This window comes from Haloplanus sp., from assembly GCF_028275055.1.
In the GTDB taxonomy this organism is placed as follows: Archaea; Halobacteriota; Halobacteria; order Halobacteriales; family Haloferacaceae; genus Haloplanus.
Genome location: NZ_JAQCNJ010000088.1, coordinates 12,718 through 36,056 on the forward strand (window position 1 = coordinate 12,718; position 23,339 = coordinate 36,056).

General features: G+C 67.9%; 20 protein-coding genes. 15 read left to right on the plus strand and 5 right to left on the minus strand.

Annotated features, from left to right (window positions below; genetic code table 11):
* Positions 1-14: 14 nt before the first annotated feature.
* Together Q0925_RS10885 and Q0925_RS10890 are read right to left on the minus strand one after the other, a co-directional pair.
* Positions 15-2,354 carry a DEAD/DEAH box helicase gene (locus Q0925_RS10885; protein ID WP_299335367.1) on the minus strand — a complete coding sequence of 780 codons (2,340 nt, stop codon included), beginning with the start codon at positions 2,352-2,354 and terminating at the stop codon, positions 15-17.
* 102 nt (positions 2,355-2,456) lie between these two features.
* Positions 2,457-3,935 (minus strand): MATE family efflux transporter, encoded by a 1,479-nt coding sequence (locus Q0925_RS10890; protein ID WP_299335369.1) that lies wholly within the window; start codon positions 3,933-3,935, stop codon positions 2,457-2,459.
* Positions 3,936-4,029: 94 nt separating this feature from the next.
* On the opposite strand from Q0925_RS10890, the gene lipA reads away from it, so the two are divergent.
* From lipA to Q0925_RS10935, 9 genes are all read left to right on the plus strand, one after another.
* Positions 4,030-4,956 (plus strand): lipoyl synthase, encoded by a 927-nt coding sequence (lipA, locus tag Q0925_RS10895; RefSeq protein ID WP_299335372.1) that lies wholly within the window; start codon positions 4,030-4,032, stop codon positions 4,954-4,956.
* A 226-nt stretch (positions 4,957-5,182) separates the two neighbouring features.
* Positions 5,183-6,400 (plus strand): threonine ammonia-lyase, encoded by a 1,218-nt coding sequence (ilvA, locus tag Q0925_RS10900; protein WP_299335374.1) that lies wholly within the window; start codon positions 5,183-5,185, stop codon positions 6,398-6,400.
* Positions 6,401-6,484: 84 nt separating this feature from the next.
* A complete protein-coding gene (gene gcvPA / locus Q0925_RS10905; RefSeq protein ID WP_299335376.1) occupies positions 6,485-7,813 on the plus strand; it encodes an aminomethyl-transferring glycine dehydrogenase subunit GcvPA in 1,329 nt (442 codons plus the stop codon).
* A complete protein-coding gene (gene gcvPB / locus Q0925_RS10910; protein WP_349254406.1) occupies positions 7,810-9,285 on the plus strand; it encodes an aminomethyl-transferring glycine dehydrogenase subunit GcvPB in 1,476 nt (491 codons plus the stop codon). The genes gcvPA and gcvPB overlap by 4 nt, the downstream gene beginning before the upstream one ends.
* A 71-nt stretch (positions 9,286-9,356) precedes the next feature.
* Positions 9,357-10,610 (plus strand): serine hydroxymethyltransferase, encoded by a 1,254-nt coding sequence (gene glyA, locus Q0925_RS10915; protein WP_299335378.1) that lies wholly within the window; start codon positions 9,357-9,359, stop codon positions 10,608-10,610.
* Positions 10,611-10,711: 101 nt separating this feature from the next.
* Positions 10,712-12,619, plus strand: a complete 1,908-nt coding sequence (locus Q0925_RS10920; protein ID WP_299335380.1) for a methyl-accepting chemotaxis protein — start codon at positions 10,712-10,714, stop codon at positions 12,617-12,619.
* A 63-nt stretch (positions 12,620-12,682) separates the two neighbouring features.
* Positions 12,683-14,104 (plus strand): dihydrolipoyl dehydrogenase, encoded by a 1,422-nt coding sequence (gene lpdA / locus Q0925_RS10925; protein ID WP_299335382.1) that lies wholly within the window; start codon positions 12,683-12,685, stop codon positions 14,102-14,104.
* Between the two features lie 167 nt (positions 14,105-14,271).
* Positions 14,272-14,661 (plus strand): ferredoxin Fer, encoded by a 390-nt coding sequence (fer, locus tag Q0925_RS10930; RefSeq protein WP_299335384.1) that lies wholly within the window; start codon positions 14,272-14,274, stop codon positions 14,659-14,661.
* Positions 14,662-14,766: 105 nt separating this feature from the next.
* The gene (locus tag Q0925_RS10935) at positions 14,767-15,765 is read left to right on the plus strand and encodes a prepilin peptidase (RefSeq protein WP_299335386.1); all 999 of its coding nucleotides are present in this window, start codon (positions 14,767-14,769) and stop codon (positions 15,763-15,765) included.
* 9 nt (positions 15,766-15,774) lie between these two features.
* Here Q0925_RS10935 and Q0925_RS12495 read toward each other — a convergent pair whose 3' ends face one another.
* Positions 15,775-16,218: a DUF7344 domain-containing protein gene (locus Q0925_RS12495; RefSeq protein ID WP_422653629.1), complete on the minus strand. Its 444-nt coding sequence runs from the start codon at positions 16,216-16,218 to the stop codon at positions 15,775-15,777.
* Positions 16,219-16,404: 186 nt separating this feature from the next.
* Between Q0925_RS12495 and hisI the strand changes: the two genes are divergently transcribed.
* Positions 16,405-16,791 carry a phosphoribosyl-AMP cyclohydrolase gene (gene hisI / locus Q0925_RS10940; protein WP_299335406.1) on the plus strand — a complete coding sequence of 129 codons (387 nt, stop codon included), beginning with the start codon at positions 16,405-16,407 and terminating at the stop codon, positions 16,789-16,791.
* Positions 16,788-17,942 (plus strand): DUF7118 family protein, encoded by a 1,155-nt coding sequence (locus tag Q0925_RS10945; RefSeq protein ID WP_299335388.1) that lies wholly within the window; start codon positions 16,788-16,790, stop codon positions 17,940-17,942. Before hisI ends, Q0925_RS10945 begins: the two co-directional genes overlap by 4 nt.
* On the opposite strand, the gene glmM is transcribed toward Q0925_RS10945, so the two are convergent.
* On the minus strand, positions 17,939-19,297 hold the full coding sequence (gene glmM, locus Q0925_RS10950; RefSeq protein WP_299335390.1) for a phosphoglucosamine mutase: 1,359 nt from the start codon (positions 19,295-19,297) through the stop codon (positions 17,939-17,941). The genes Q0925_RS10945 and glmM overlap by 4 nt on opposite strands.
* A 100-nt stretch (positions 19,298-19,397) precedes the next feature.
* On the opposite strand from glmM, the gene hisA reads away from it, so the two are divergent.
* From hisA to Q0925_RS10965, 3 genes are all read left to right on the plus strand, one after another.
* Positions 19,398-20,120, plus strand: a complete 723-nt coding sequence (gene hisA / locus Q0925_RS10955; RefSeq protein WP_299335392.1) for a 1-(5-phosphoribosyl)-5-[(5-phosphoribosylamino)methylideneamino]imidazole-4-carboxamide isomerase — start codon at positions 19,398-19,400, stop codon at positions 20,118-20,120.
* A gap of 439 nt (positions 20,121-20,559) precedes the next feature.
* Positions 20,560-21,144, plus strand: a complete 585-nt coding sequence (gene hisB / locus Q0925_RS10960; RefSeq protein ID WP_299335394.1) for an imidazoleglycerol-phosphate dehydratase HisB — start codon at positions 20,560-20,562, stop codon at positions 21,142-21,144.
* A gap of 85 nt (positions 21,145-21,229) precedes the next feature.
* On the plus strand, positions 21,230-21,463 hold the full coding sequence (locus Q0925_RS10965; protein ID WP_299335397.1) for a hypothetical protein: 234 nt from the start codon (positions 21,230-21,232) through the stop codon (positions 21,461-21,463).
* Between the two features lie 348 nt (positions 21,464-21,811).
* Here the strand turns inward: Q0925_RS10965 and Q0925_RS10970 are convergent, their stop codons facing one another.
* Positions 21,812-22,948 (minus strand): glycosyltransferase, encoded by a 1,137-nt coding sequence (locus Q0925_RS10970; protein WP_299335399.1) that lies wholly within the window; start codon positions 22,946-22,948, stop codon positions 21,812-21,814.
* Positions 22,949-23,025: 77 nt separating this feature from the next.
* Between Q0925_RS10970 and Q0925_RS10975 the strand changes: the two genes are divergently transcribed.
* Positions 23,026-23,339: Gfo/Idh/MocA family protein (locus tag Q0925_RS10975; RefSeq protein WP_299335402.1), on the plus strand; the 314-nt coding region annotated here is incomplete at its 3' end.

Sequence of the window (23,339 nt, forward strand, 5' to 3'; positions counted from 1 at the left end):
CCGGAACCCGACGACTACACCACCCGAACCGTCCGCTCGTCGGTAAACGGTTGTAAGGGGAGTTCCGGAAACGACACCTCCACACGGAAGTCGAGTTCCTCGGCGTCGGCCCCGAACACCCCGACAGGAACCGTCGTCACGTTCGAGAGATACGTCGTCTTTTCGTGCATCCCGACACCGTTGACCGTGACACGGACGCCGACCCGGGCGCCGCCGCCCTCGTTACGGAGTCGGACCTCACACATTTCGTTTTCGCCGGCCGCGACGGCGTCGGGAAGGTCGCCCCACGACACCGTGATCGCGGGCAGATCGCCGGCAGCCTCAACGATCCGCTCCGCGACCCCTTCTGAGAGCCCCGCCCCCGTCAGTTCGGCCGCGCCGGCGTCGACCAGATCCGCTGGGCGGGAGTGGCCGCCGGTGGCGAGCGTGCTCGCGCGGCCGGCGCCGACGCCGTCGATGGCGGTGAGCGAAACGGCGTCGCGGCTGACGCCGTGTTCGATACGGGCTTCGAGCCGTCGGGCGAGATTGGCGGCCCGGGGACCGGCGAATTCGAGCAAGAACTCTCGGAGCGCCGCAAGCAACCGAAGCGCGTTCCGACGGATGATCCACGCGTCGCTCCGCAGATCGGCGGGGACGGAGTCGCTGGTACTCGCCCGCAGGATTGCGAACACCTTTCGTCCGCCGTCGTCGAGAGCCGATGCCTCGCTCCCCAGAACGGCGTCGACCGCCTCGGCCTCGGACTGGCGGGCCGAGACGGAGTCGAACTCGGCGGCGGCGGCGACGGTTTCAAGCACCGCGTCGGCGTCGATCCGGTCTCGGTCGGCAAGGTCACGGAACGCCTCGGCGGTCGACAGTCGGAGGTAGTAGTTCGAGGCGAGGCGGCCAAGCGACGTGGGGTCGACAACGAGGTTCTCGCCGGTTTCGACGAACCCGCGGTCGACGAGCGCTTCAAGCGTGTCCCGGACACGGCCGCGGAGGCCCTCGAAGTCGTAGGCCGCCGGTTCTGCGGCCGCGCGGACGTAGTAGTAGGTGGTCTCCAACCACGAGAGCACGTCGTCGAGGTCGTCGACGGTCCCCATCGCTATCTCGGCGTTGAGGTGGGCATCGAGATCAGCGGCGAGGTTGGACTCGATCTCCGTTCCCTCTTGGAGGAGTCGCCGGTAGCGGTCGGCGTCCGAGCGGTCACACACCACCCAGCCGTAGCCCACATCATCGTACCCCGGACGGCCGGCCCGGCCGAGCATCTGGAGGAGGTCGAGAGGACTGATGTCCACCTCGCCCTCCAAGGGGTCATGGTATTTGGTGTCACGGACGATCACACAGCGGGCGGGGAGGTTGACCCCCCATGCGAGCGTGGAGGTCGAAAAGAGGATTGCGATCTTGCCCTCCCGGAACCACGTCTCGATGCGGTCGCGGTCGGCCTTCGAGAGGCCGGCGTGGTGGAAGGCCACGCCGTCAAGAACGGCCTGTCCGAGGCCGTCGTCGCTCAACTCCGTGGCCTCTTGATGGAAGTCGTAGTCGCCCCGGGAGTCGACGGGCACGTCGCGTTCGGCGAGTTCGTCGCGGGTCTTCGCGGCGGCGCTGACGGCGTCCTGTCGGGAGGCGACGAAAACGAGCGCCTGTCCGTCCTCGCGGACGTGGGGTTCGGCCAGGTCCAGTGCGCGGTAGAGCCGGCGGTACTTGTCGGCAAAGGAGTTCTCGCCGTGGCTGTAGGTCTTCACTCCCGTCTGGAGGTCGACGGGTCGGTAGTCGTCGCCGAAGGCGAAAGTGGCTTCCGGCGGGGCGTCGAGCCACGCCGCCACGTCCTCGACGTTCGGCATCGTTGCCGAGAGCGCGACAAAGCGGGGAGCACAGAGTCGCCGGAGCCGCGAGACGGTGACCTCAAGAACGCCCCCGCGGCGCTCCGAGTCGAGGAGGTGGACCTCGTCGATCACACAGCAGTCCACGTCGGTGACGAAATCGTAGCGCCGGGAGTCGTGTTTTCGGGTCGCCGAATCCACCTTCTCCGGTGTCATCACGAGTACGTCTGCGTGGCGGGCGCGCCGCGGGTTCAGGTCGCGTTCCCCGGTAACGACGTAGACGGAGTAGCCCATCTCCTCGAAGCGCTCCCACTCGCTTTCCTTCTCGTTTGTGAGCGCGCGCATCGGGGCGATAAAGAGGGCGGTGCCGTTCTCACGCAGCGTCTTACAGATTGCGAGTTCCGCCAGCGCGGTCTTGCCGCTCGCGGTCGGGGCCGACGCGACGACGTTGTGGTCGGTCTCGACAAGAACCGGTAACGCCTCGCGTTGCATCGCGTTGAACTCCTCGAAGTCGAAGGCGTCGGCGAACTCCGGAACGGCGTCGACGACCTTCATGCGGTCGGCACCCCCGTGGCGACGCGAACGGAGCCGTGACGGATCATATGCGTCTCGGCGGGCCGGGGCGACAAAGGCGTTTCCGTCCGGTCGGGGGCGGCCTCAGTCAGTAGACTCGGTAACGACGTCCGTGTCGTCGCTTCCGACCGCCGCATCGACAAAGAGGCCCCGACGGACCGCGTGGACGTAGTACGCGCCGGCGCCGAGGGCAGCGACGACGTTCGACCCCGTCACCGCCCAGAAAACGGCCGGCATGCCGAGACCGTGTCCGGGCACGACAACGACGCCGAGAACGGACACGGACACGGACACGGACACCGTGGCGGGCAGGGCAAGCGACGCCACGGGGAGCCGAACGAGCCAGTATTTCAGCAGGTCGGCGACGAAACTCGTCCGGGTCCGCCCGGCGCCGTTGAACCCCGAAAGCAGGAGGTCGGCCGCGCCGATGGCGGGGTAGCCGTAGGCGAGGATCCGGAGGTAGTCGACGGTGAGTGCAAAGCCCTCGGGCGAGGCGTCGGGAACGAACAGGCGGGCGACGGAACCGGGAACGACCCACTGGACGGTCCCGAGGCAAACGAGAACCGCGGCGGCGACGGCGACGCCGACACGGGTCGTCCGGCTGGCACGGGCCGGTCTGCCGGCCCCGACGTTCTGCCCGACCATGTTCTGGGTTGCCTGTGCGAGGCCGCGAGAGGGGAGGACGGCCACGCTGGCGGCGCGTGCGCCGACGGTGTAGGCGGCGAGACCTGCCGCGCCCCCGGCCGTGGCGACGACACCGACGAGCAGGACGCGAACGCTCTGGCGCACCACCCGTTGGCCGGTGATCGGCGCGCCAATCGAGAGCAACGCGTGGAAGTCGGCGACGGTGAGCCTCAGGTGGCGACGCGCGAGGGCCATCCGCGGGCCGACCGCAAGCGCGGCCGCGAGGAGGAGGCCGGCGGCGTAGCCGGCGATCGTCGCCAGCGCGGCCCCCTGGACCCCCATGCCCGGGATCGGTCCCGCTCCGAAGATGAACAACGGATCGAGAAGGACGTTGACGGCGACGGTGGCGACGTTGACGTACAACGAGGCCCGGGAGTCGCCGTGACCGACGAAACCGGCTTCGAGGGCGTCGCTCGCGCCGGCCATCGGGAGGCCAAGCGCGATGGTCCCGAGGTAGACGGCGGCCGCGGGGGCCACGTCCGAGCCCGCGCCGAGCAGCCGAACGATCGGATCGGCACCGAACGCGACGCCGGCGCCGACGATGGCTCCGAGAACAACGGCCAGTACGACGCCGTGGCTCACCATCCGCCGCGCGCCGTCGTCGTCGTCCGCGCCGATCCGCTGGGAGACGAGTATCTGGGTGCCGACGAATGGCGTCACGAGCAGGGCAAAGAGTAGCCCGGTAACGGGGATGGTGAGGCCAACGGCGGCGACGGCCGTCTCACCCAACCGGCCCAGCCAGAACGTATCGATCACCTGCTGGGCGACGCGAACGACGTTCTGGGCGACCAGCGGGATAGCCAGTGTGATGAGCGCGCGCGGGATCGATCCCTCGACGATTGCCGCCCGTCGGTCGCTCATCGCCTTCCGGTCGTTCACGAACGCCCGTCATAGTCGTGTCGGTCGCGGAAACGTCTCCGGAAGCCGAACGGTCGCCCCACACGTTTTTGCTTGCCGGCCCGAACCGTTAGGCATGGCACGCAGGCGCAAGCCCGACTGGTTGCGGATGCGACCACCCTCGGGCGGGCGGTTCACGGAGATTCGCGAGACCCTGCGAAACCACGACCTCAACACGGTGTGTGAGGAGGCGAACTGCCCCAACCTGGGGGAGTGCTGGAGCGGTCGGAACGGCCCGGGGACGGCGACGTTCATGTTGATGGGCGACCGTTGTTCGCGGGGGTGTAACTTCTGTGACGTAGAGACCGGCGGGATGGAGCCACTCGACCCCGAGGAACCGTCGAAGGTCGCCGACGCCGTCTCGGAGATCGGCCTCGACTACGTCGTGCTGACGAGCGTGGACCGCGACGACCTGCCCGACCAGGGTGCGGGCCATTTCGCGCGGACCATCGAGGAGATAAAGAGTCGGCATCCAGGTATTCTCGTCGAGGTGCTTATCCCGGATTTTCGGGGCGATCCGAGTCTGGTTGACCGGATCGTCGACGCCGGGCCGGACGTGATCGCCCACAACGTCGAGACGGTCGAGCGACTGCAGTGGCCGGTCCGAGACCGGCGTGCGGGCTACGAACAGTCGCTGTCCGTGCTCGGACACGCCGCCGCCACCGACATCTACACCAAAACGAGCCTCATGCTAGGCGTGGGGGAGTACGACCACGAAATCTACCGGACGCTCTCGGACTGTCGCGAGGCCGGCGTCGACGTGGTCACGTTGGGGCAGTATCTCCAGCCCTCGCGTTCCCACCTCGACGTCTACGAGTACGTTCACCCCGACGCCTTCGAGACGTGGCGGCGTGTCGCCGAGGAGGAAATCGGCTTTCTGTACTGTGCAAGCGGGCCGATGGTCCGGTCGTCGTACCGGGCAGGCGAACTGTTCGTCGACGCCGTTCTTCGGGACGGCAGAAGCGTCGACGAGGCGCGCCGCGAGGCCCACGCAGCGACCTGATCGAGCGGCCGACACGCGATTGACCGTCCCCACAACCGGGGCCGGTGTTTCATCGGCGAGCGGATGATCGGGTCGGACCGTGAGTCGACGGCGCGCCACCCGCCCGTGGTAGCGGCCACGTGACGGAACCGCTCGGGACCCCGGTATGACCGCTCGCCGGGGAGAAACCGACGGGAGCCTTGCGGTAAACAAGCCATTTATTCGGGCGTGTGTGCGTGAATAGTTCATGACAGTCACACTCACAGATATCGAGGCCGCGCGAGAACGGTTCGACGATCCGGCGATCGTCCGGCAGACGCCGATCGAGACGAACCGCTCGCTGAGCGAGATGTCGGGTGGCTCGGTCCACCTGAAGATGGAGCATCTCCAGCGAACCGGGTCGTTCAAAACCCGCGGCGCGTACAACAAGCTGAAACAGGAAGCCGAGTCGGGGAGCGACAAGCAGGTGGTGGCGGCGAGCGCCGGCAACCACGCCCAAGGCGTTGCGCTTGCCGCGACGACGGTGGGACTGGACTCGACCATCGTGATGCCCGAGAACGCCCCACAGGCAAAGGTGGACGCGACCCGGAGCTACGGGGCGAGGGTGAAGCTCCACGGCGCGAACTTCGGTGAGGCGATGACACACGCCCAAGAGATGGCCGAGGAGCCGGAGCGGTTGTTTGTCCACGCGTACGACGACCCCGACATCGTCGCCGGGCAGGGAACCCTCGGCCTGGAGATCCACGAACAGGTGCCCGACGCCGACACGGTCATCGTCCCGATCGGCGGCGGCGGCTTGATCGGCGGGATCAGCACCGCATTAAACACGCTGGACGACTCGATCCGCGTGATCGGCGTGCAGGCGGATCTGGCGGCGACGGTGCCCGACAGCCTCCAGAAGGGGGCGCCGGTCGACGAGGAGTCACCGAAGACGATCGCTGACGGCATCGCCACCGGCGGTATCTCCGAACTGACGCTCGGCCTGATCGAAGACCACGTCGACGAGGTGGTGACCGTGAGCGACGACGAAATCGCCCGGAGCCTACTGACCGTTCTCGAACGCTCGAAACAGTTGGTCGAAGGAGCGGGCGCGGCGTCGGTGGCGGCGATGTTGAGCGACGAGGTCGACGTCGACGGAGAAACCATCGTCCCGTTGCTTTGTGGTGGCAACATCGACATGTCGATGCTGCAGACGGTGTTGACCCACGCGCTGACCGACCGGACACAGTTGCTCCACCTCCGCATCCACATCCGGGATCAGCCGGGCGAGATGGGTTGTATCTCGAGCATCATCGGCGAGAAGGGGGCGAACATCCGGACGGTGCGACACGACCGGGCGGTCGGTGACCTGGATGTCGGGGACGCGTACCTCGTGTTCCAGGTGATCACGAGCGGCGAGAGTCACGCCGAGAACGTGATGGCCGCCATCGAGAACGCTGGGTACGACGTAGAGCAGGTGAACTGAGCGAATCATACACGAACGATCAGGAAGAATCGGGAGCGGGCGCAGCGTCGAATATATACGTCGAGGGTCCCGAGTGGTACTGTTATGCCGTACGCGACCCACGCCGGAGACGATCGCTCGGCGATGCTCGACGCGGTTGGAGTAGCCGACCCCGACGATCTGTTCGACATCCCCGAGTCGGTCCGGTTCGACGGCAACTACGGAATCGAAGCCCACTCGGAGCGTGCGACAAAGGCGGCCGTCGAGGGAATCCTCGACGAATCGCCCGAACTGACCGAGTTTCTCGGTGGCGGCCACTACGACCACTACGTCCCGTCGGTGGTCGACCACCTCTCCCTTCGCGGGGAGTTTCTTACGAGTTACACGCAGTACCAACCCGAGGTGGATCAGGGGTTCCTGCAGGCGCTGTTCGAGTTCCAGTCGCTCGTCGCCGAACTGACGGGGCTGGGGGTCGCAAACTGCTCGATGTACGACCGGTCGACCGCGGTGGGTGAGGCCCTCCTGCTCGCCGACCGCGTGCGGGCGACGGACGGCGACGAGGTGCTGGTCCCGGAGAGCCTCCCAGACCGGGTGCGGTCGGTGCTGGAAAACTACGCCGACGGACCGGACATCGGGATCGACACCTACCCCACGACGGAGGGAACGGTCGACATCGACGGTCTGGCCGACCGCATCGACGGCGACACGTCGATGGTGTACGCCGCGACGCCGAACGCCCGCGGCCTGCTCGAACCCGACCTCGGCGCCGTGGGTGACCTCGCCGACGACCACGACGCGTTGTTCTGTGTCGGATCCGACGCCGTCGCCCTCGGGATTCTCGAACCGCCAGCGGCGTACGGCGCGGACGTGGTCGTCGGCGACGCGAGCGTTCTGGGACTGCCGACGACGTACGGCATGGGACTGGGCCTTTTCGCCTGCCGCGAGGAGTTCCTTCGGCAGGTGCCCGGCCGCCTCGTCGGCGCGGGGACGGACGACGACGGCAACCGCGCGTACACGCTGACGCTGCAGACCCGCGAACAACATATCCGGCGAGAACGGGCCACCTCGAACATCTGCACCAACCAAGCGTGGCTGGCGCTCCGGGCGGCCATCCACGCGGCGTGGCTCGGCCCCGACGGCCTCGTCGACCTAGCAGAGGAGTGTGTGACGGGCATCGCCGAGGCCTGCAAACGGATCGACGACCTCGACGGCTTCGACGCTCCCGTCTACGACGGCAACCATTTCCGCGAGGCACTGATCGACGTCGACGCCCCCGCAAGCGACGTGGTGGACCACTGCCGCCACGCCGGTATCGCACTCCGAGCGGTGGAGGACGCCGGCGAGAAGCGGCTGGCGGTCTGTGTGACCGATACCAACCGCGAGCAGGTGGACGGGTTGGTCGACGCCCTCGCGGGCTACCGGGGTGCCGCATGAGTCAAGAACCCCGGGAGCGGACGAACGGTGAGTCCGACGGGGCGGCCGGTGGTGAAAGCGACGTGACCTACGAGCAGGCCCGGTGGTCGGAGGGCGAGGCGTACGAGCCGTTGTTGATCGAGAAGGACGCGACGAGTGTCTCGGTCGACTCCTCGTTGCCCGACGAGTTGACACGGGACGAACTCGAACTGCCCGCGATGCGGGAACCGGAGGTGACGCGCCACTACACCCGCCTCTCGCAGATGAACTACGGTGTCGACTCCGGCCCCATTCCGCTCGGGTCGTGTACGATGAAGTACAACCCGCGGTTCACCGAGGACGTGGCCGCACACCGTGGAAACCGGGTGCACCCGCTACGGGCCGACGACGACAAGCAGGGAATCCTGCGTCTGTTGTACGAACTCCAAGAAACGCTTGCGACCATCGGCGGGATGGACGCCGTAACGCTCCAACCCCCGGCGGGTGCGGCCGGCGAGTTCACCGGGATCCAGGTGGCGAAGGCGTACCACGAGGCGAACGGCGACGACCGGAGCGAGGTGATCGTCCCCGAGTCGGCCCACGGCACCAACTTCGCGAGCGCGGCCATGGCCGGCTACGACGTGGTCGAACTCCCGTCGAACGACGACGGTCGGGTCGGGGTCGAGGCACTGGAGGCGGCCGTGAGCGATGAGACTGCGCTCCTGATGCTCACCAATCCCAACACGCTTGGCCTCTTCGAGCGGTCGATCGAGAAAATCGCGGAGTTGGTCCATGACGCGGGGGGGTTGCTCTACTACGACGGGGCGAATCTCAACTCCCTGCTCGGGAAGGCCCGGCCCGGCGACATGGGCTTTGACATCATGCATTTCAACCTGCACAAGACGTTCGCGACGCCCCACGGCGGTGGCGGCCCCGGACAGGGTCCGATCGGCGTCCGGGGCGACCTCGCGCCGTTCCTGCCGACGCCGCAGGTCCGCGAGGGCGAGGGCGAGGGCGGGTGCGAGACTTACGAACCCGAACACAGTATCGGTCGGGTCCATGAGTTCATGGGCAACTGGCTCGTGTTGGTGAAGGCGTACGCCTACATCCTGCGCCACGGCGACGAGGGGTTGGAGAACGTGAGCGAGACGGCGGTGTTGAACGCGAACTACCTCGCCGAGCGAATCGAGTACGACGTGCCGTACGGCCCGTTCCACCACGAGTTCGTCGCGAGCGCCGACTCGGACGCGGCCGACGTGGCGAAGGGGATGCTCGATCACGGCGTCCACCCACCGACGACGAAGTGGCCCGAAATCGTCGACGAGGCGCTGATGACCGAACCGACGGAGACGGAGTCGAAAGCGCGGTTGGACGATCTGGCGGCGGCGTTCAACGCCGTCGCGGCGACCGATCCCGAGACACTGGCCGAGACGCCGGCGACGACGGCCGCCCGGCGGATCGATCAGGCGTCGGCGGCACGGACCCCGCGGTTGTCGTGGCACACACTGGAGTAGAAGACCCGAATCCGCGGGAAAGTTTGTGACGGACCACCCTACTTATTATGTTGTTTTCCGTGATATAACATGTGACACCCACCGATTCACACCTCCGCGAGACCGATCCGGCGGTCGCCGAGGCCATCGCCGGCGAGGAGCGAAGGCAGGAGAACAACCTCGAGATGATCGCCTCGGAGAACCACGTCTCCGAGGCGGTGATGGAGGCCCAAGGCAGCGTGATGACGAACAAGTACGCCGAGGGGTATCCGGGCGAGCGCTACTACGGCGGCTGCGAGCATATGGACACCGTCGAGAACCTCGCCATCGACCGAGCGAAGGAGCTCTACGGGGCCGACCACATCAACGTCCAGCCCCACAGCGGGACACAGGCGAACATGGGCGTCTACTTTGCGACGCTCGAACCCGGCGACCGCATTCTCTCGCTCGACCTGAACCATGGGGGCCACCTGAGCCACGGCCACCACGTCAACTTCTCCGGCCAACTGTACGAGGTCGAACAGTACGGTGTCGACCCGGAGACGGGCTACATCGACTACGACGCGCTGGCCGAACAGGCCGCGGAGTTCGACCCCGACATGATCGTCAGCGGGTCGTCGGCGTATCCCCGCGAGTTCGAGTGGGACCGCCTCGCCACCGTCGCCGACGAGGTTGACGCCTACCACCTCGCCGACATCGCCCACATCACCGGGCTGGTCGCCGCGGGCGTCCACTCCTCACCCGTCGATCACGCCGACTTCGTCACCGGATCGACGCACAAGACCATCCGGGCCGGCCGCGGCGGGATGATCATGACGACCGACGAACACGCCGAGGCGGTCGACAAGGCCATCTTCCCCGGCGGGCAGGGCGGGCCGCTGATGCACAACATCGCGGGCAAGGCCGTCGGGTTCGGCGAGGCACTCGAACCGGAGTTCGTCGAGTACGCCGAACGCACCGTCTCGAACGCACGGACGCTCGCCGACGTGTTCACCGACGCGGGGATCCAGCCGGTGTCTGGCGGGACCGACAAGCATCTGCTGCTTCTCGACCTGCGTGACTCCCATCCGGACCTCACGGGCGAGGAGGCCGAGGAGGCCCTCGACGACATCGGGATCACCGCGAACAAAAACACCGTTCCCGGCGAGACGCGGTCACCGTTCGTCACCAGCGGTATCAGGGTTGGAACGCCGGCGCTCACCACCCGCGGTTTCGACGCGAACGCCATGGAAACGGTCGGCGAACTGATCGTCGAGCGGCTGAACAATCCGGACGACCCGGACGTGGCCGCCGAGGTGCGCGACGAGGTCGACCGACTTTGTGCCGAGTTCCCGGTGTACGAGTAACCCCCTACGTGGGAGCTTCCGGCCCCGCCAGCGGCGTTCGATTATCATCGGAGAGAATTTGACGCACACGTTGAATAAGCGGTCCCAAGAACCGAACGGTAATGACGTGGCTACGGACGCTTTTTGCGACCGGATCGGACGAGGCCAACGGCGACACGCGAACCGACGGCGGAAGGGGCGTAACGTTCGAGCCCGAGACGGGGGCACGGACGCTCGATGTCGACATCGACGCGGCGGCCCTGTCGGGTGGGGACGGTCCGACGGTCGGGGAGGCGGTGCGAGCCACACACGCCGACCACCTCACCGCGGTTGCCAGCGGCGAGAACGACGCCGAGGCGAGCCGTGAGCTAGCCCAACGGTACGCGGCGGCGGGGGCCGGCGCGGCCGGGTTCGCGGCCGCTTACACCGGCGCGGTCGACGAACTGGTGACGGCGGCGTTCGGGATGGTCCGGAACGGGGAGGTCGAGGCGGCGGAGGCGGCGCTCCGACGCAGTCTCGACGCCACGGTGTCGGACGCCGTCGCCGGCCTGCGGGCGTACGACGACTTCGACGACGAGGAGGAACACGCCGACGCGCTCCTGACCGTCGAGGCGGTGCTCGAAGCCATCCCGTACCCCGTTTATATGCTCGATTCGGACAGCCGGGTGATCGGCTGGAACTACGGCCACGCCGCGCTCGTCGGCATGGACCGCGAGGAAGCAATCGGCAAGACGGCACAGGAGAGTGTCGTCAAGGCGACCTACAACGAGGGGGCGCGAAAACGCACGCTGGCCGAGAAGGTAATCGAGGCACCGTACGACGCTCACGAGGAGTTCGGCGTCGAGAAGGAGGACACGCCGTACAGCGACCACCACGTCTACAAGGACACGAGCACGGCGTCGACACTCGACGAGTCGGAGGTCGAAATCGTCTTTTGGGCCGTGCCGATGTTCGACGATGACGACGACCTGATCGCCGTCTTCGAGATACTCGACGACCGTACCGACGAGGTCCGCCGGCAGGAGGCGATGGAGTCGCTGGTCGGCGAGGTGACGGAGACGCTCCACCGGATCGGGAGCGGGTCGCTCACGGCGCGTGCGGAGTTCGACGGCCGGACCGACGTCGTCGACGACGAACTGCTCGACATCGTCGACGCACTGAACGGGATGGTGGCGGACTTCCAGTCGCTGGTCGGGCAGGTCGACGAGCGGACCGCGGAACTGGCCACCTCCGTCGGATCGGCGGCCGAGGCGGCCCGTCGGATCGACGACCAGGTCGACGAGCAGAACGACGCGCTGCGGGAGGCCGCCGAGGAGATGGACGAGTTCAGCGCGACGATGGAAGAGATCGCCGCCACGTCGAACGAGGTGGCGACGGCGGCGGAGCAGGCCCGTTCCGAGGTCGAAACCGGGATCCAGTCGGCTCGGGACGCCCGCACGGTCGCGGACGCGGTCAACGAGACGAGCGAGGATCTCGTGGAGACGGTGTCGGAGCTCTCGGCTCGCATGGAGGAGGTCGAGGAGGTCGTGGAGGTGATCGCGGAGGTGGCGGACCAGACGAATCTGCTGGCGCTGAACGCCAACATCGAGGCCGCGCGGGCGGGCGATGCCGGGAGCGGGTTCGGCGTCGTTGCGGATCAGGTGAAAGACCTCGCCGACGAGACACAGGCCCACACCGACGAGATCGCCACACATATCGAGCGAATCAAGGCACAGTCCAGAGAAACCGTCGATGCGGTGGAAGCCTCCCACGAACAGGTCAGCGAGGTCGACACGGAGATCAGCCGGACCGTCGACGCGTTCGAGGAGATCGCCGACGCCGTGGAGACCGCCGCCCTCGACATCGAGGAGGTCGCCGACGCGAACGACGATCAGGCGGTGCGCATCGAGGGGGTCACCTCGATGATCCGGGACGCGCAGGAGGCGACCGAGCAGGTGTCCGGGACGGCCGACGACATGGTCAGCGAGACGACGACACAGGAGGAGGCCGTCGAGGCGCTCTCCGACCGTATCGACGAACTGAGCGGCTGACACCGGCGGGCGAACGCGTCGATCCCAACCAGTCTTTATCCGTTGCCCGCTGGGATGTGAGGTATGGTTGTCGGAGACGTGACCACCGGCACGGACGTACTGGTCGTTGGCGCGGGTCCTGGCGGCTACGTCGCCGCCATCCGCGCCACACAGCGTGGTCTCGACGTGACACTGGTCGAACGCGACGCCTACGGCGGGGTGTGTCTCAACCGCGGCTGTATCCCATCGAAGGCGTACATCACGGCCACCGACATCGCCCACGACGCCGCGACGGCGGAGGAGATGGGGATCCACGCCGACCCGGCGGTCGACCTCGCGGCGATGTGTGGGTGGAAAGACGATGTCGTCGACCGCCTGACCGGTGGGGTCCAGAAGCTGTGTAAGGCAAACGGTGTGCGCCTCGTGGAGGGGACCGCAGGGTTCCTCGACGAGGAGACGGTCCGGGTCGAACGCGACGGCGACCGGGAAGCCGAAACGATCAGTTTCGAACGCTGCATCGTCGCGACTGGGAGCCGGCCGGTCGAACTGCCCGGGCTTCCCTTCGGGGACGACCCGATCCTCGACTCGGCGGCCGTTCTCGACCTCGAAACCGTCCCCGACCGCCTCGTCGTCGTGGGCGCGGGGTACATCGGGATGGAGTTGTCGACGGTGTTCGCCAAACTCGGGAGCGACGTGACCGTGATCGAGACGCTGGACGACGTTCTTCCGGGGTACGAGGACGACGTGGCGCGGGTCGTCCGACGGCGGGCCGAAAACCTCGGCATCGACTTCGCCTTCGGTGAGGGGGCGACCGGGTGGCACGAGAGCGCCGACGGCGGGGTCGTCGTCACGACGGAGACAGCGGGGGGCGAGGGGTCGACACACCCCGCGGACCGGGTGCTCGTCGCGGTCGGGCGTGATCCCGTGACCGACACGCTCAACGCCGAAAACGCGGGGCTCGAACCGACCGACGACGGCTTCTTCGAGACCGACGAGCGGTGTCGGACCGACGTGGACGGGATCTACGCCGTCGGGGACGTGGCGGGCGAACCGATGCTCGCCCACGCGGCGTCGGCGGAGGGGCTTGTCGCCGCCGAGGCCGTCGCCGGCGACGCGTCTGCCCTCAACACGGGGGCGGTGCCGGCGGCGGTGTTCACCGATCCCGAGATCGCGACGGTCGGGCTGACGGAAGCCGAGGCGCGGGAGGTGGGGTTCGATCCGGCCGTCGGGGAGATGCCGTTCACCGCCAGTGGGCGCGCGCTGACGAGGGGTGAAACCGACGGGTTCGTCCGGGTGGTCGCGGACGCGGATGGGGTTGTCCGCGGGGCACAGATCGTCGGCCCGGAGGCGTCGGAACTCATCGCGGAACTCACCCTCGCAGTTGAGATGGGAGCGACGTTGGAGGACGTGGCGGCGACGACGCACACCCACCCGACGTTGTCCGAGGCGGTGATGGAGGCCGCGGAGAACGTGCGCGGGCAGGCGATTCACACACTGAACCGGTAGTCGTCGCGGGACGAGTGTGAAATCTGAATAACACTACTGTTTGTTTTTCTCATTGGAGCTATCGGGCGCGGACGTGTCGGGAGAGTCGAACACGTTCGCCGGCGAAACGGAAGGCAGTCCTTCTTGAACAGCAAGGTCTAATTGGGTGGGGCCGCAATGATTCTATGATGCCAACGGTAGAATACCTCAATTACGAAGTACTGGATGATCACGGCTGGGAGATGGAAGACGACGACCTCTTCGAGAAGGCGGCCGACGCCGGTCTCGACGATGTCGACTACGGGAACTTGGAGGTAAACGAGGGCGAATACGTTCTCGAAGCGGCCGAGGCCCAGGGCTACGACTGGCCCTTCTCGTGCCGTGCCGGCGCCTGTGCAAACTGCGCGGCCATCGTCACGGAGGGTGACCTCGACATGGACATGCAACAGATCCTGTCCGACGAGGAAGTCGAGGAGAAGGACGTCCGGCTGACCTGTATCGGCAGCCCGGCGGCCGACGAGGTGCAGCTCGTCTACAACGCAAAGCACCTCGACTACCTCCAGAACCGCGTTATCTAACGCCGGCACCGATTCCGGTCAGCCCACTCGTTTTTTGATATCGTCGCCCGGCAGACGCGTCACCGAGCCGGAAGCTCTAATCGTCACCGTCTCCCGTACCCGACAATGCTTGCGGAGCCGACAGACCTGTTGCGATTGATCGCGGTCCCGGCCTTTGGCTGGGCCGCCTGGCGTGACGTTCGGACCCGTCGGTTGCCGAACCGGCTGTGGTATCCGCTGCTCGCAGTCGGACTGGTCGCGCTCCTGTGGGATATCGGTCGTCTCCTGCCGGTCTCGGGGGTCGATGACCGTCTCGTTCTCGTCCGCGTTGGGGTGAGCCTGTTCGTTATCGTCCCACTGTCGTACGGACTGTGGTGGCTGGGCGGGTTCGGCGGCGCGGACGCCAAGGCGCTGATGACGCTCGCGCTCCTGTTTCCGACCTACCCCGTCTACTACCTCCCGTGGAGCGCCTATCCGCGGATCGAGACGACCCTCGGCGTGTTCTCGATGACGATTCTGACCAACGCCGTTCTCGTCGGCGTTGGCTACCCCTGCTATCTCGGCGTCCGCAACGCCGTCCGTGGCGACCGGTCGCGGCTCATGTTTCTCGGCCGCCGGGTCGACGTGGCGGCGCTCCCGAGCGAACACGGCCGCCTGTTCGAAAACGGGTCGGGTTACACCCGGAGCGGGTTGGATCTGGATGCCCTCCGGATGTACCTACGGTGGCGGGGGACGACGTTTGCGTCGCTTCGGGCGGCCCCGGCGGCCCACCGCGACCCCGGGACCGTCGGGGAGACGGACGATCCGACGGACGGGGCGGTCGACGACGACGGCCGGGAGCGTGGCGCGTCGGGCAACCCGGCGGCCGATGATTGTGGTGTCGACCCGGACGCCGAGTTCGACGACCCGTGGGCCGCCGAGCGGTTTCTCGACGAGATCGACGGGAGCGCCTACGGAACGACCCCGGAAAAACTACGGGAGGGATTGTGCGTCGTGACGACCGAGGAGACGGTGTGGCTCTCGCCGGGGATTCCCTTTATCGTCCCCGTGTTTTTGGGACTGTGTGTCGCGCTGACCTACGGCGACCTGCTCTTTGCGTTGCTACTGGCGGCTGGGATGGTCTGACCGCACAGGCTACTCCGTCTCGAACCCCAATCGGTCCATGCATTTCGGGAGGCGGGAGCCAGGGGCAACCGTCAGCTCGTTAGGGTCGTACGCGACGAGGCCAACGTCGGCCAACACCGGCAGGTCGACGTAATGGAGAGTGGCCTGGAGCGTGCGGTCTCGGTCGTCGGCGCGTCGGGGCGGAGCCTGCCGGTGCAGGTCAGTCGCAGGTTCCGAGAGGGCGAGGCGGTCCGGTTGGCCAGCGACGACCGACAGGATATCCCGCCGTCGCGGCCGCGCCAGGAGGACGCTCGCGGCGTCCCACGACGGGTGGCCGGGGGTTTGCAGATCGGGAGGGGAGAATCGCTCGGCAGTCAGCGGAAGCGGATCGGCGATGAGATACCCCTCCGGGCGGCGCTCAACCCATCCCGCCGCGACCAGTTTCGGGAGGCAACGGTGGGTGGGGTCAGCCAGAAGCTCCGGACGGTCCTGAGCGGGGAGGGGTCATCACCGTCCTGGGCGAGGCGGGGTCGGAGTTCACCAAATCCCATAGTTTCGTCGACGGAGCCGATGGTCGTGGCTTCCGATATCGGCCGGCCAGAACACACAGCCCACGCCGGCGACACAAGACCTATCGGCGGGAAACACGGAAGAGCGGGCATGACCGCCGACGTGGATTTCGGGGATGACGGCCTCGTGCCCGCCGTTGCACAGGACACAAACTCCGGCGAGGTGCTGATGATGGCGTACGTCTCACCGGCCGCCCTCGAGCGCACCCGGGAGACGGGCCGTGCACACTACTACTCGCGGAGCCGCGACGAACTCTGGGAGAAGGGAGCGACAAGCGGCCATACGCAAGCGGTACGAGAGGTCCGGATCGACTGCGACGGCGACGCCCTCCTCTATCTGGTCGAGCAGGCGGGCGGGGCGTGTCACACCGGGTACCACTCCTGTTTCTACCGGACCATCGACGACGAGACGGTCGGCGAACGGGTGTTCGACCCTGACGAGGCGTACGGAGACGGGGACGGGGATGGGAACGGATGAAGCGAGCCGAACCCGACGGCGACGCCGGCGCCGACCCGGACGACCCCGACCCCGCGGCGGCGCTTCGGGCAGCACGGACGGCGGCCGCCGACGCCCACGCGGCCGTCGAGGACCACGGCGAGAAGCGCCTGAACGAGGTCCAGACGGCGTACCGTGAGGCGACGGACCTGCTCGACCGGTACGAGGGACGGGCGACCGGAACCGGCGACTTTGCCGCGTTCGTCGAGTTTCAGGAGGCGTTTGTCGAACTCGTCGAGGGGTTGGACGACGACCTGCCGGCCCGCGACGCCTTCGAGGCGGCCAACGATATCCTCGATCAGCGTCGGCTCAGCGAGACCGACTTCGACCGCGCCCGCGAGGCACTCGATCCGGCGGCAGACCGGATCGGCCTGCTCTCGGATCGGGCGGCGGCAGACGAACAACTGGAGACAGCCCGCCGCGACGCCCGCCGACGGCTCCGCGACCTATCCGACCGGATCGAGTATTTGGAGCGACTGCAACGGCTCGGCGAGGCCGACCTCGCGGCGCCAGTCGAACGTCTGCGCGACCCCGTCGAGTCGTACAACGACGCGGTCGAGTCCGCGTGGACGGCGTTCAGGCGGGAGGCGAGCGCCCGAGAGGTGTTCCGTGTCGTCGAGGCGAGCGGGGCGTATCCACTCGCCGCGTTCCGTCAGCCGCCGTCGGAGCTCCAGGAGTATGTGGCGACGTATACGGCCGGCGAGGAGTCGATACCGACGCTGCTGAAGTACGCCGACTACTCGTCGTCGAAGCTCTCACACTACGTCGACGACCCCGGGGCGCTCCGGACGCGTGTCGCGACCCACCGGACGTATCTCGAACGCCTCGACGCCAGCCCGCTGACGGTCGAGTGGCCGCCGCCAACGGCGGGGGCGCTCAGACACCGCGCCGAGGAACTCGTCTCGGTCACGGCCCGGTTCGCCCCCGAGGCGGTCGTCGCCGCGGCGCGGCGGCTTCGGACCCTCCCCGACGAGGTGGCGTACGACCGTCTCCGGGAGTCGGCGATGGCCCGTGACGAACTGGACAAAGCGGAGCGTGAGCGGTTGGCCGAGAAAGCGGTCGGATCGGAACTGGACGAGGCGCGAGCGGAGCGAGAACGGCTGGAGGCGGCACTCTCCGGGTCCGGGGATTAGCGCGTCGCTTCGAGGTGTTCACGCAGGTCGGCCGCGAGGGCGGACGCACGGGTGTGATCGCGGGCCTCGGCGTAGATTCGGATCTTCGGTTCGGTGCCGCTCTGGCGGACGAGCGCCCACGCGTCGCCGTAGTCGAGGCGGTAGCCGTCGGTCGTGTCTATGTCGGCGTCCGCGTCGCGGGCGTAGGCCGCGGCAGCGTCGAGGAGGGCGTCGAGTTCGTCGCCGTCGTAGGTGACGTTCTCGCGGACGAGGTGGTAGTCGGTGTAGGGGGCGACCACCTCGCTCACCGGGGCATCGGCGTCCGCGAGGCGTTCGAGAAACTTCGCCGCCGTGTACGCGCCGTCGCGGGTCAGACGATAATCGGAAAAGAAGACGCCGCCGTTTCCCTCGCCGGCGACCGGAACGTGCTCGCCGGCCCGGCGGCGCTCGCGAATCCGCGTCACGATGTGGGCCGATCCGATGGGTGTGAGGTCGAGCGCCGCACCGGCGGCGTCGACCACGTCGACCAGCCGTTGGGAGACGTTGACCGCGGCGACGACAACGTCGTTCGTGCCGACCGCTGCGTCCACGAGCGCCGCGAGCGAGGCGTCGCCGTCGACGACCTCGCCGCGTTCGTCGACAAAGATGGCGCGGTCGGCGTCGCCGTCGTGAGCGATGCCCACGTCGGCGTCGGTTGTCCGGACGAGTCGGCGGAGGTCGTCGAGGTTCTCGGCGACGGGTTCCGGGTCGCGTCCGGGGAAGCGGCCGTCTGGTTCTGCGTTGATCGTCCGGACCGCACAGCCGAGTTCGCGAAAGAGGTCGGGGGAGACAAACGCGCCCGCACCGTGGCCGGGGTCGAGGGCGACGGTCAGGTCGGCGGCGGCGATGGCGTGACGATCGACACCCGCGAGCAGATCCGCGCGGTAGTCGGCGTTGACGCCGTCGACACGCCGGACCGTCCCCACGTCGTTCCACGGCGCCGCGGGGGTGGTCCCGTTGTCGACGGCCGCCTCGACGCGTTCGTACGCGTCGACCGCGAGTTCCGTCCCGTCGTCGCCGAGAAGTTTGATCCCGTTGTACCGCGGGGGGTTGTGGGAGGCGGTGAGGTGGACAACCGGAACGCCCTCCGTCTCGCAGTAGTACGCGGCACCGGGCGTGGGGACGACCCCGAGTCGATCCACGTCGACGCCGGCGCTCGCGGCGGTGCCCGCGACAACGTTCGCGAACGGGCCTCCGGAGAGTCGGGTGTCTCGTGCGACGGCGATGCGGTCGGTGTCCCAGACGGCCGCGGCGGCGCTTGCGACCCGGCGGACGAGATCAGGGGTGAACTCCTCGCCGACGACCCCGCGTGTGCCGCTGGACCCGAACAGTTGCATCGACCGAGCGTCGTCGCCCGGGGCACAAATCCGTTGCGACCGCGAGTCGTGGCCTCGCCGCGGTCGGAGGCTTTAGGCCGCCGCCCCGCCCACGCCCGTTATGACGCAGTTCCCCGAGTTCGAGGTCGTTCCCGCGGTCGACATGCAGGACGGCGAGGCGGTGCAGTTGGTGCAGGGCGAGCGCGGAACTGAGACGCGCTACGGCGACCCGGTCGACGCCGCGCGGCGGTGGGTCGACGCCGGCGCGCGTGCGCTTCACCTCGTCGACCTCGACGGGGCCTTCGAGGGCGAACGGGCGAACGCCGCGGCGGTCGAGGCGGTCGTCGACGCGGTGGACGTTCCGGTCCAACTCGGCGGCGGTATCCGCACCGTCGATGACGCGGTGAGGCTCAGAGACCGGGGTGTCGACCGCGTGATCCTCGGAACTGCGGCGGTCCAGCGCCCTGACATCGTCGCCGAGATCAGCGAGAAGCGCCCGGAGAGCGTGATCGTGAGCCTCGACGCGAAAGGCGACGAGGTTGTCGTCTCTGGGTGGACGGAGGGGACCGGTCTCGACCCCGTCGAGGCCGCACGGCGGTACGCCGATCTGGGTGCGGCGGCGATTCTCTTTACCGACGTCGACGTCGAGGGGAAGCTGTCGGGGGTGCGGGTCGGGCGTATCGAGCGACTCGTCGATGCCGTGGACGTACCGGTAATCGCGAGCGGCGGCGTTGCCACCCTCGACGACGTGCGCGCCTGCCGCGATGCGGGGGCGGCGGCGGTAGTCGTCGGCACCGCGTTGTACGAGGGCGCGTTCACCCTCGACACGGCGATGAACGTCTGATCGGCCGACCGAACGCGGGCCGCGGGACCGGATGTGCCGGGTCCGGACCGACCGGGATGACCGTAGCGTCCCGGCACGCATCCGGTACCGACCTCGAAAGTAGGCTCATCACCCCCGCCGAGGAGGTGTACGTGCCGGAGGATGGTCACCACATGTCTCTAAAACGAACGTCGGAGGACGGAGTGCTCCACACGGTGGCGGGAATCACGGGCGTCGGCTGGACCGGATCGGTGCTCGGCTATCTGGGGACGGCCGTCGGCTACGGGAGCCCGGGAAACCCGCAGTCGTTTCTGTATCTCGGGGGGGTTCTGTTCGTGGCGACGGTCGGTCTCGACCGGCTCCGGGGGTGCTGTCGGAGCGAGAACGGTCGGACTGATCGGAAGAACGGACACGCGGGACGTGGCACAATCCACTTACGCACACCCCACCAGAACCGGGTATGGACCGAACCGCCGCTCGGAGCCGTGAGACCGCCGAAACGACCATCGACCTGACGCTCGACGTGGACGGCGATGGCGACGCCCGCGTCGACACCGGCATCGGCTTCTTCGATCATATGCTCGAATCCTTCGCCAAGCACGGCCTGTTCGACCTCACCGTGGAGTGTGACGGCGACCTGAATATCGACGACCACCACACCGTCGAGGACGTTGCGCTCGTTCTCGGGGCGGCGTTCGAGGATGCCCTCGGCGACAAGCGGGGAATCCGCCGGTTCGCCGACCGGCGCGTCCCCCTCGATGAGGCGGTCGCGAGCGTCGTGGTCGACGTGAGCGGCCGACCGTTGTTTCGGTTCGACGGCGAGTTCTCCGAGGAACGCGTCGGCGACTTCACGAGCGTCATGGCGCGCCACTTCGCGCGCTCGCTCGCGACGGAGGCGGGACTCACGTGCCACGCCCAGGTGACGGGCGAGAACGCCCACCACGAGGTCGAGGCGCTGTTCAAATCCCTTGCGCGTTGTCTCGACGACGCAACGCGGATCGACGAGCGGCGGTCCGACACGCCGAGTACGAAAGGCGAACTCTGAGGCTGGCGACCGGATACGGTGTCTGTCGTATGTTTGTTCGACGACCGTCGTTAACTATTTGACTACGGGCGTGAATTTGACAGGTATGGACACGTTCGACACGCTCGACAGCGACACATCGAAGCTCGTCGTGTTGTACCTAGAGCGGGTCGGCGACGCCACACCGGACCGCATCGCCGACCGGCTTCGACTCCCGCTACTGACCGTGTTGGCGACCGTTCGACACCTGGACGACGAAGGCGTGATCCGTCGGCTCGACGGTTCCGATCGGATCGTCTTGGCCGAGCGGAACGGTCGGCGGACGCCCGACCCGGTGTAGTGTAGTCACGGGCTGACCCGTGTACAGCGCGGTCGACCACGCCGTCGTCAAGTGTCTGCCGGACGCTTCGGCCACCGTCCCGCAGTTCGGGGGCACTCTCGATTACCGCGTGGGTCACGCAAAACAGGGTCACTCCCGATAGAACGGCGGGCGGTCGTTGGCCACGGTTACGTCGTCGATGGCGTTCTGTGGCGAACGGGGGTGTGAGGATGTGATCGACGGGTCGAGAACACCGTGGCCAAACCGTTCATCGCGTAGACACGCGCTGTGGGAGGTCAAGGGGGACGTTGTCGACGCCGATGCCAGGTCGGGAGACGACCCAGCGGTCGGGTGTCGTCCGGATTACGGTCACGGTCGGACCGTCGTCGAGTCGGACGGCGACAACACCGCCGCCACGTCGGCCCGGACGGCCGCGTGAAACCGCTCGCTCGCGTAGCGGTCCCGGGGAAGGGTCGGTTCGTCGCCCGCGTCGACGGCGGCGGCCACGGTGTCGACGGCGTCGGCGGTCGAATCGAACAGGCGGTCGGACCGCCCGTCGAGCACTTCACGTTGCCCACCCGAGTCCGGCGCGAACGCCACCATCCCGGCGGCGACGTACTCCGCGACGGCCATCCCGAAGTGTTCGCCCGGCTTGCAGTTCAGGCCGTAGCGGTGGGTCTCCAGCAGGTGGTCGACGCGTTCCCGGGGGGCGTCGCGTTCGAGGTGGACGTACGGCCGGTCAGCGGCCGCGGCCGCGACCCGACCGGCGTAGTCGTCGTACATGGGTGACGACGACCCGACGAGGTGGAGGTGGAGGTCGTGGCCCTTCTCGCGGACACCGTCGACGATTCGGATCGCCCGTAGCGGTCGCTTATCCGGGGCGAGGCGGCCGAGAACGACGGCGCCAGGTTCGCGGGCCGCCCAGGGTCGAGGGTCGGATGGGGGATCGACCGGCGGATGGCGGACGGTCGGCCGGCGGCCGTAGATGGCGTTGACGTCGTCGGCCGTCCACGCGGAGTTGGCGAGAAGGGTGGCGTTGGCCGGGAGCGTCCGGTCCCCGACACCGGCCAACCGACTCCACAACGGATCGAGGCGGGTCGCCGCCTCTGCCGGGGCGTGACGGCGGTTGAACTGCGGGTAATGGACGTACTGCAGGGAGGGCACCGGAAGGTCGAACTCGTTTGCGGTGCTGACGGCGATGTCGAAGCGGTCCGCGAGGCGGCTGAAGGCCGCCCGGAGCAGGACACTCCGGGGGGCAAGCGCCGGGCCGAAGCGGTCGGGAATGGCGTCGAACACCTGTGAGACGGGGCGCGTGCCGGTTGGTCGGTGGACCCGCACGGCGGCCGCGGTGTCGAACAGGTCGTTGAGGTCGGACAACGACGACCGCGAGAGGGTGATGAGCGTCACGTCGTGGACGGACTGGAGCGCCTCGCAGACGTGGAGGCAGACGGCGTCGGCCCCACCGCGGCCGTCGAGCGTGTTGTGGAGGACGGCGACTCGTGCCATACATCCAGGATGTGAGCAGGGGGCTTATACCCCACACCGGCGCGGGACTTTTCACTGCCGCCGCCCGCAAAAAGAATATGGAGTGTGTGTTCGTGGGGTGTGGCGCGGTCGCCCGGAAGTACGCCGCCGACCTCGACGACTCGGGCCTCTCGATCGCGGCCGTCTGCGACCTCGACCCGGACCGCGTCGCATCGTTTTCGGAGACGGTTGACGCGACGGCGTACACGAGCCTCGGGTCGGCCCTCGACGCCACGGACGCGCCGCTGGTCGTGAACCTCACCAGCCACGGGGCCCACGCCGACGTGACCGAGCAGGCGCTCCGTGCGGGCCGACACGTCTGGTCGGAGAAACCGCTCGCGCTCGACGCCGACCGGGCGGCTGCCCTCGTTGC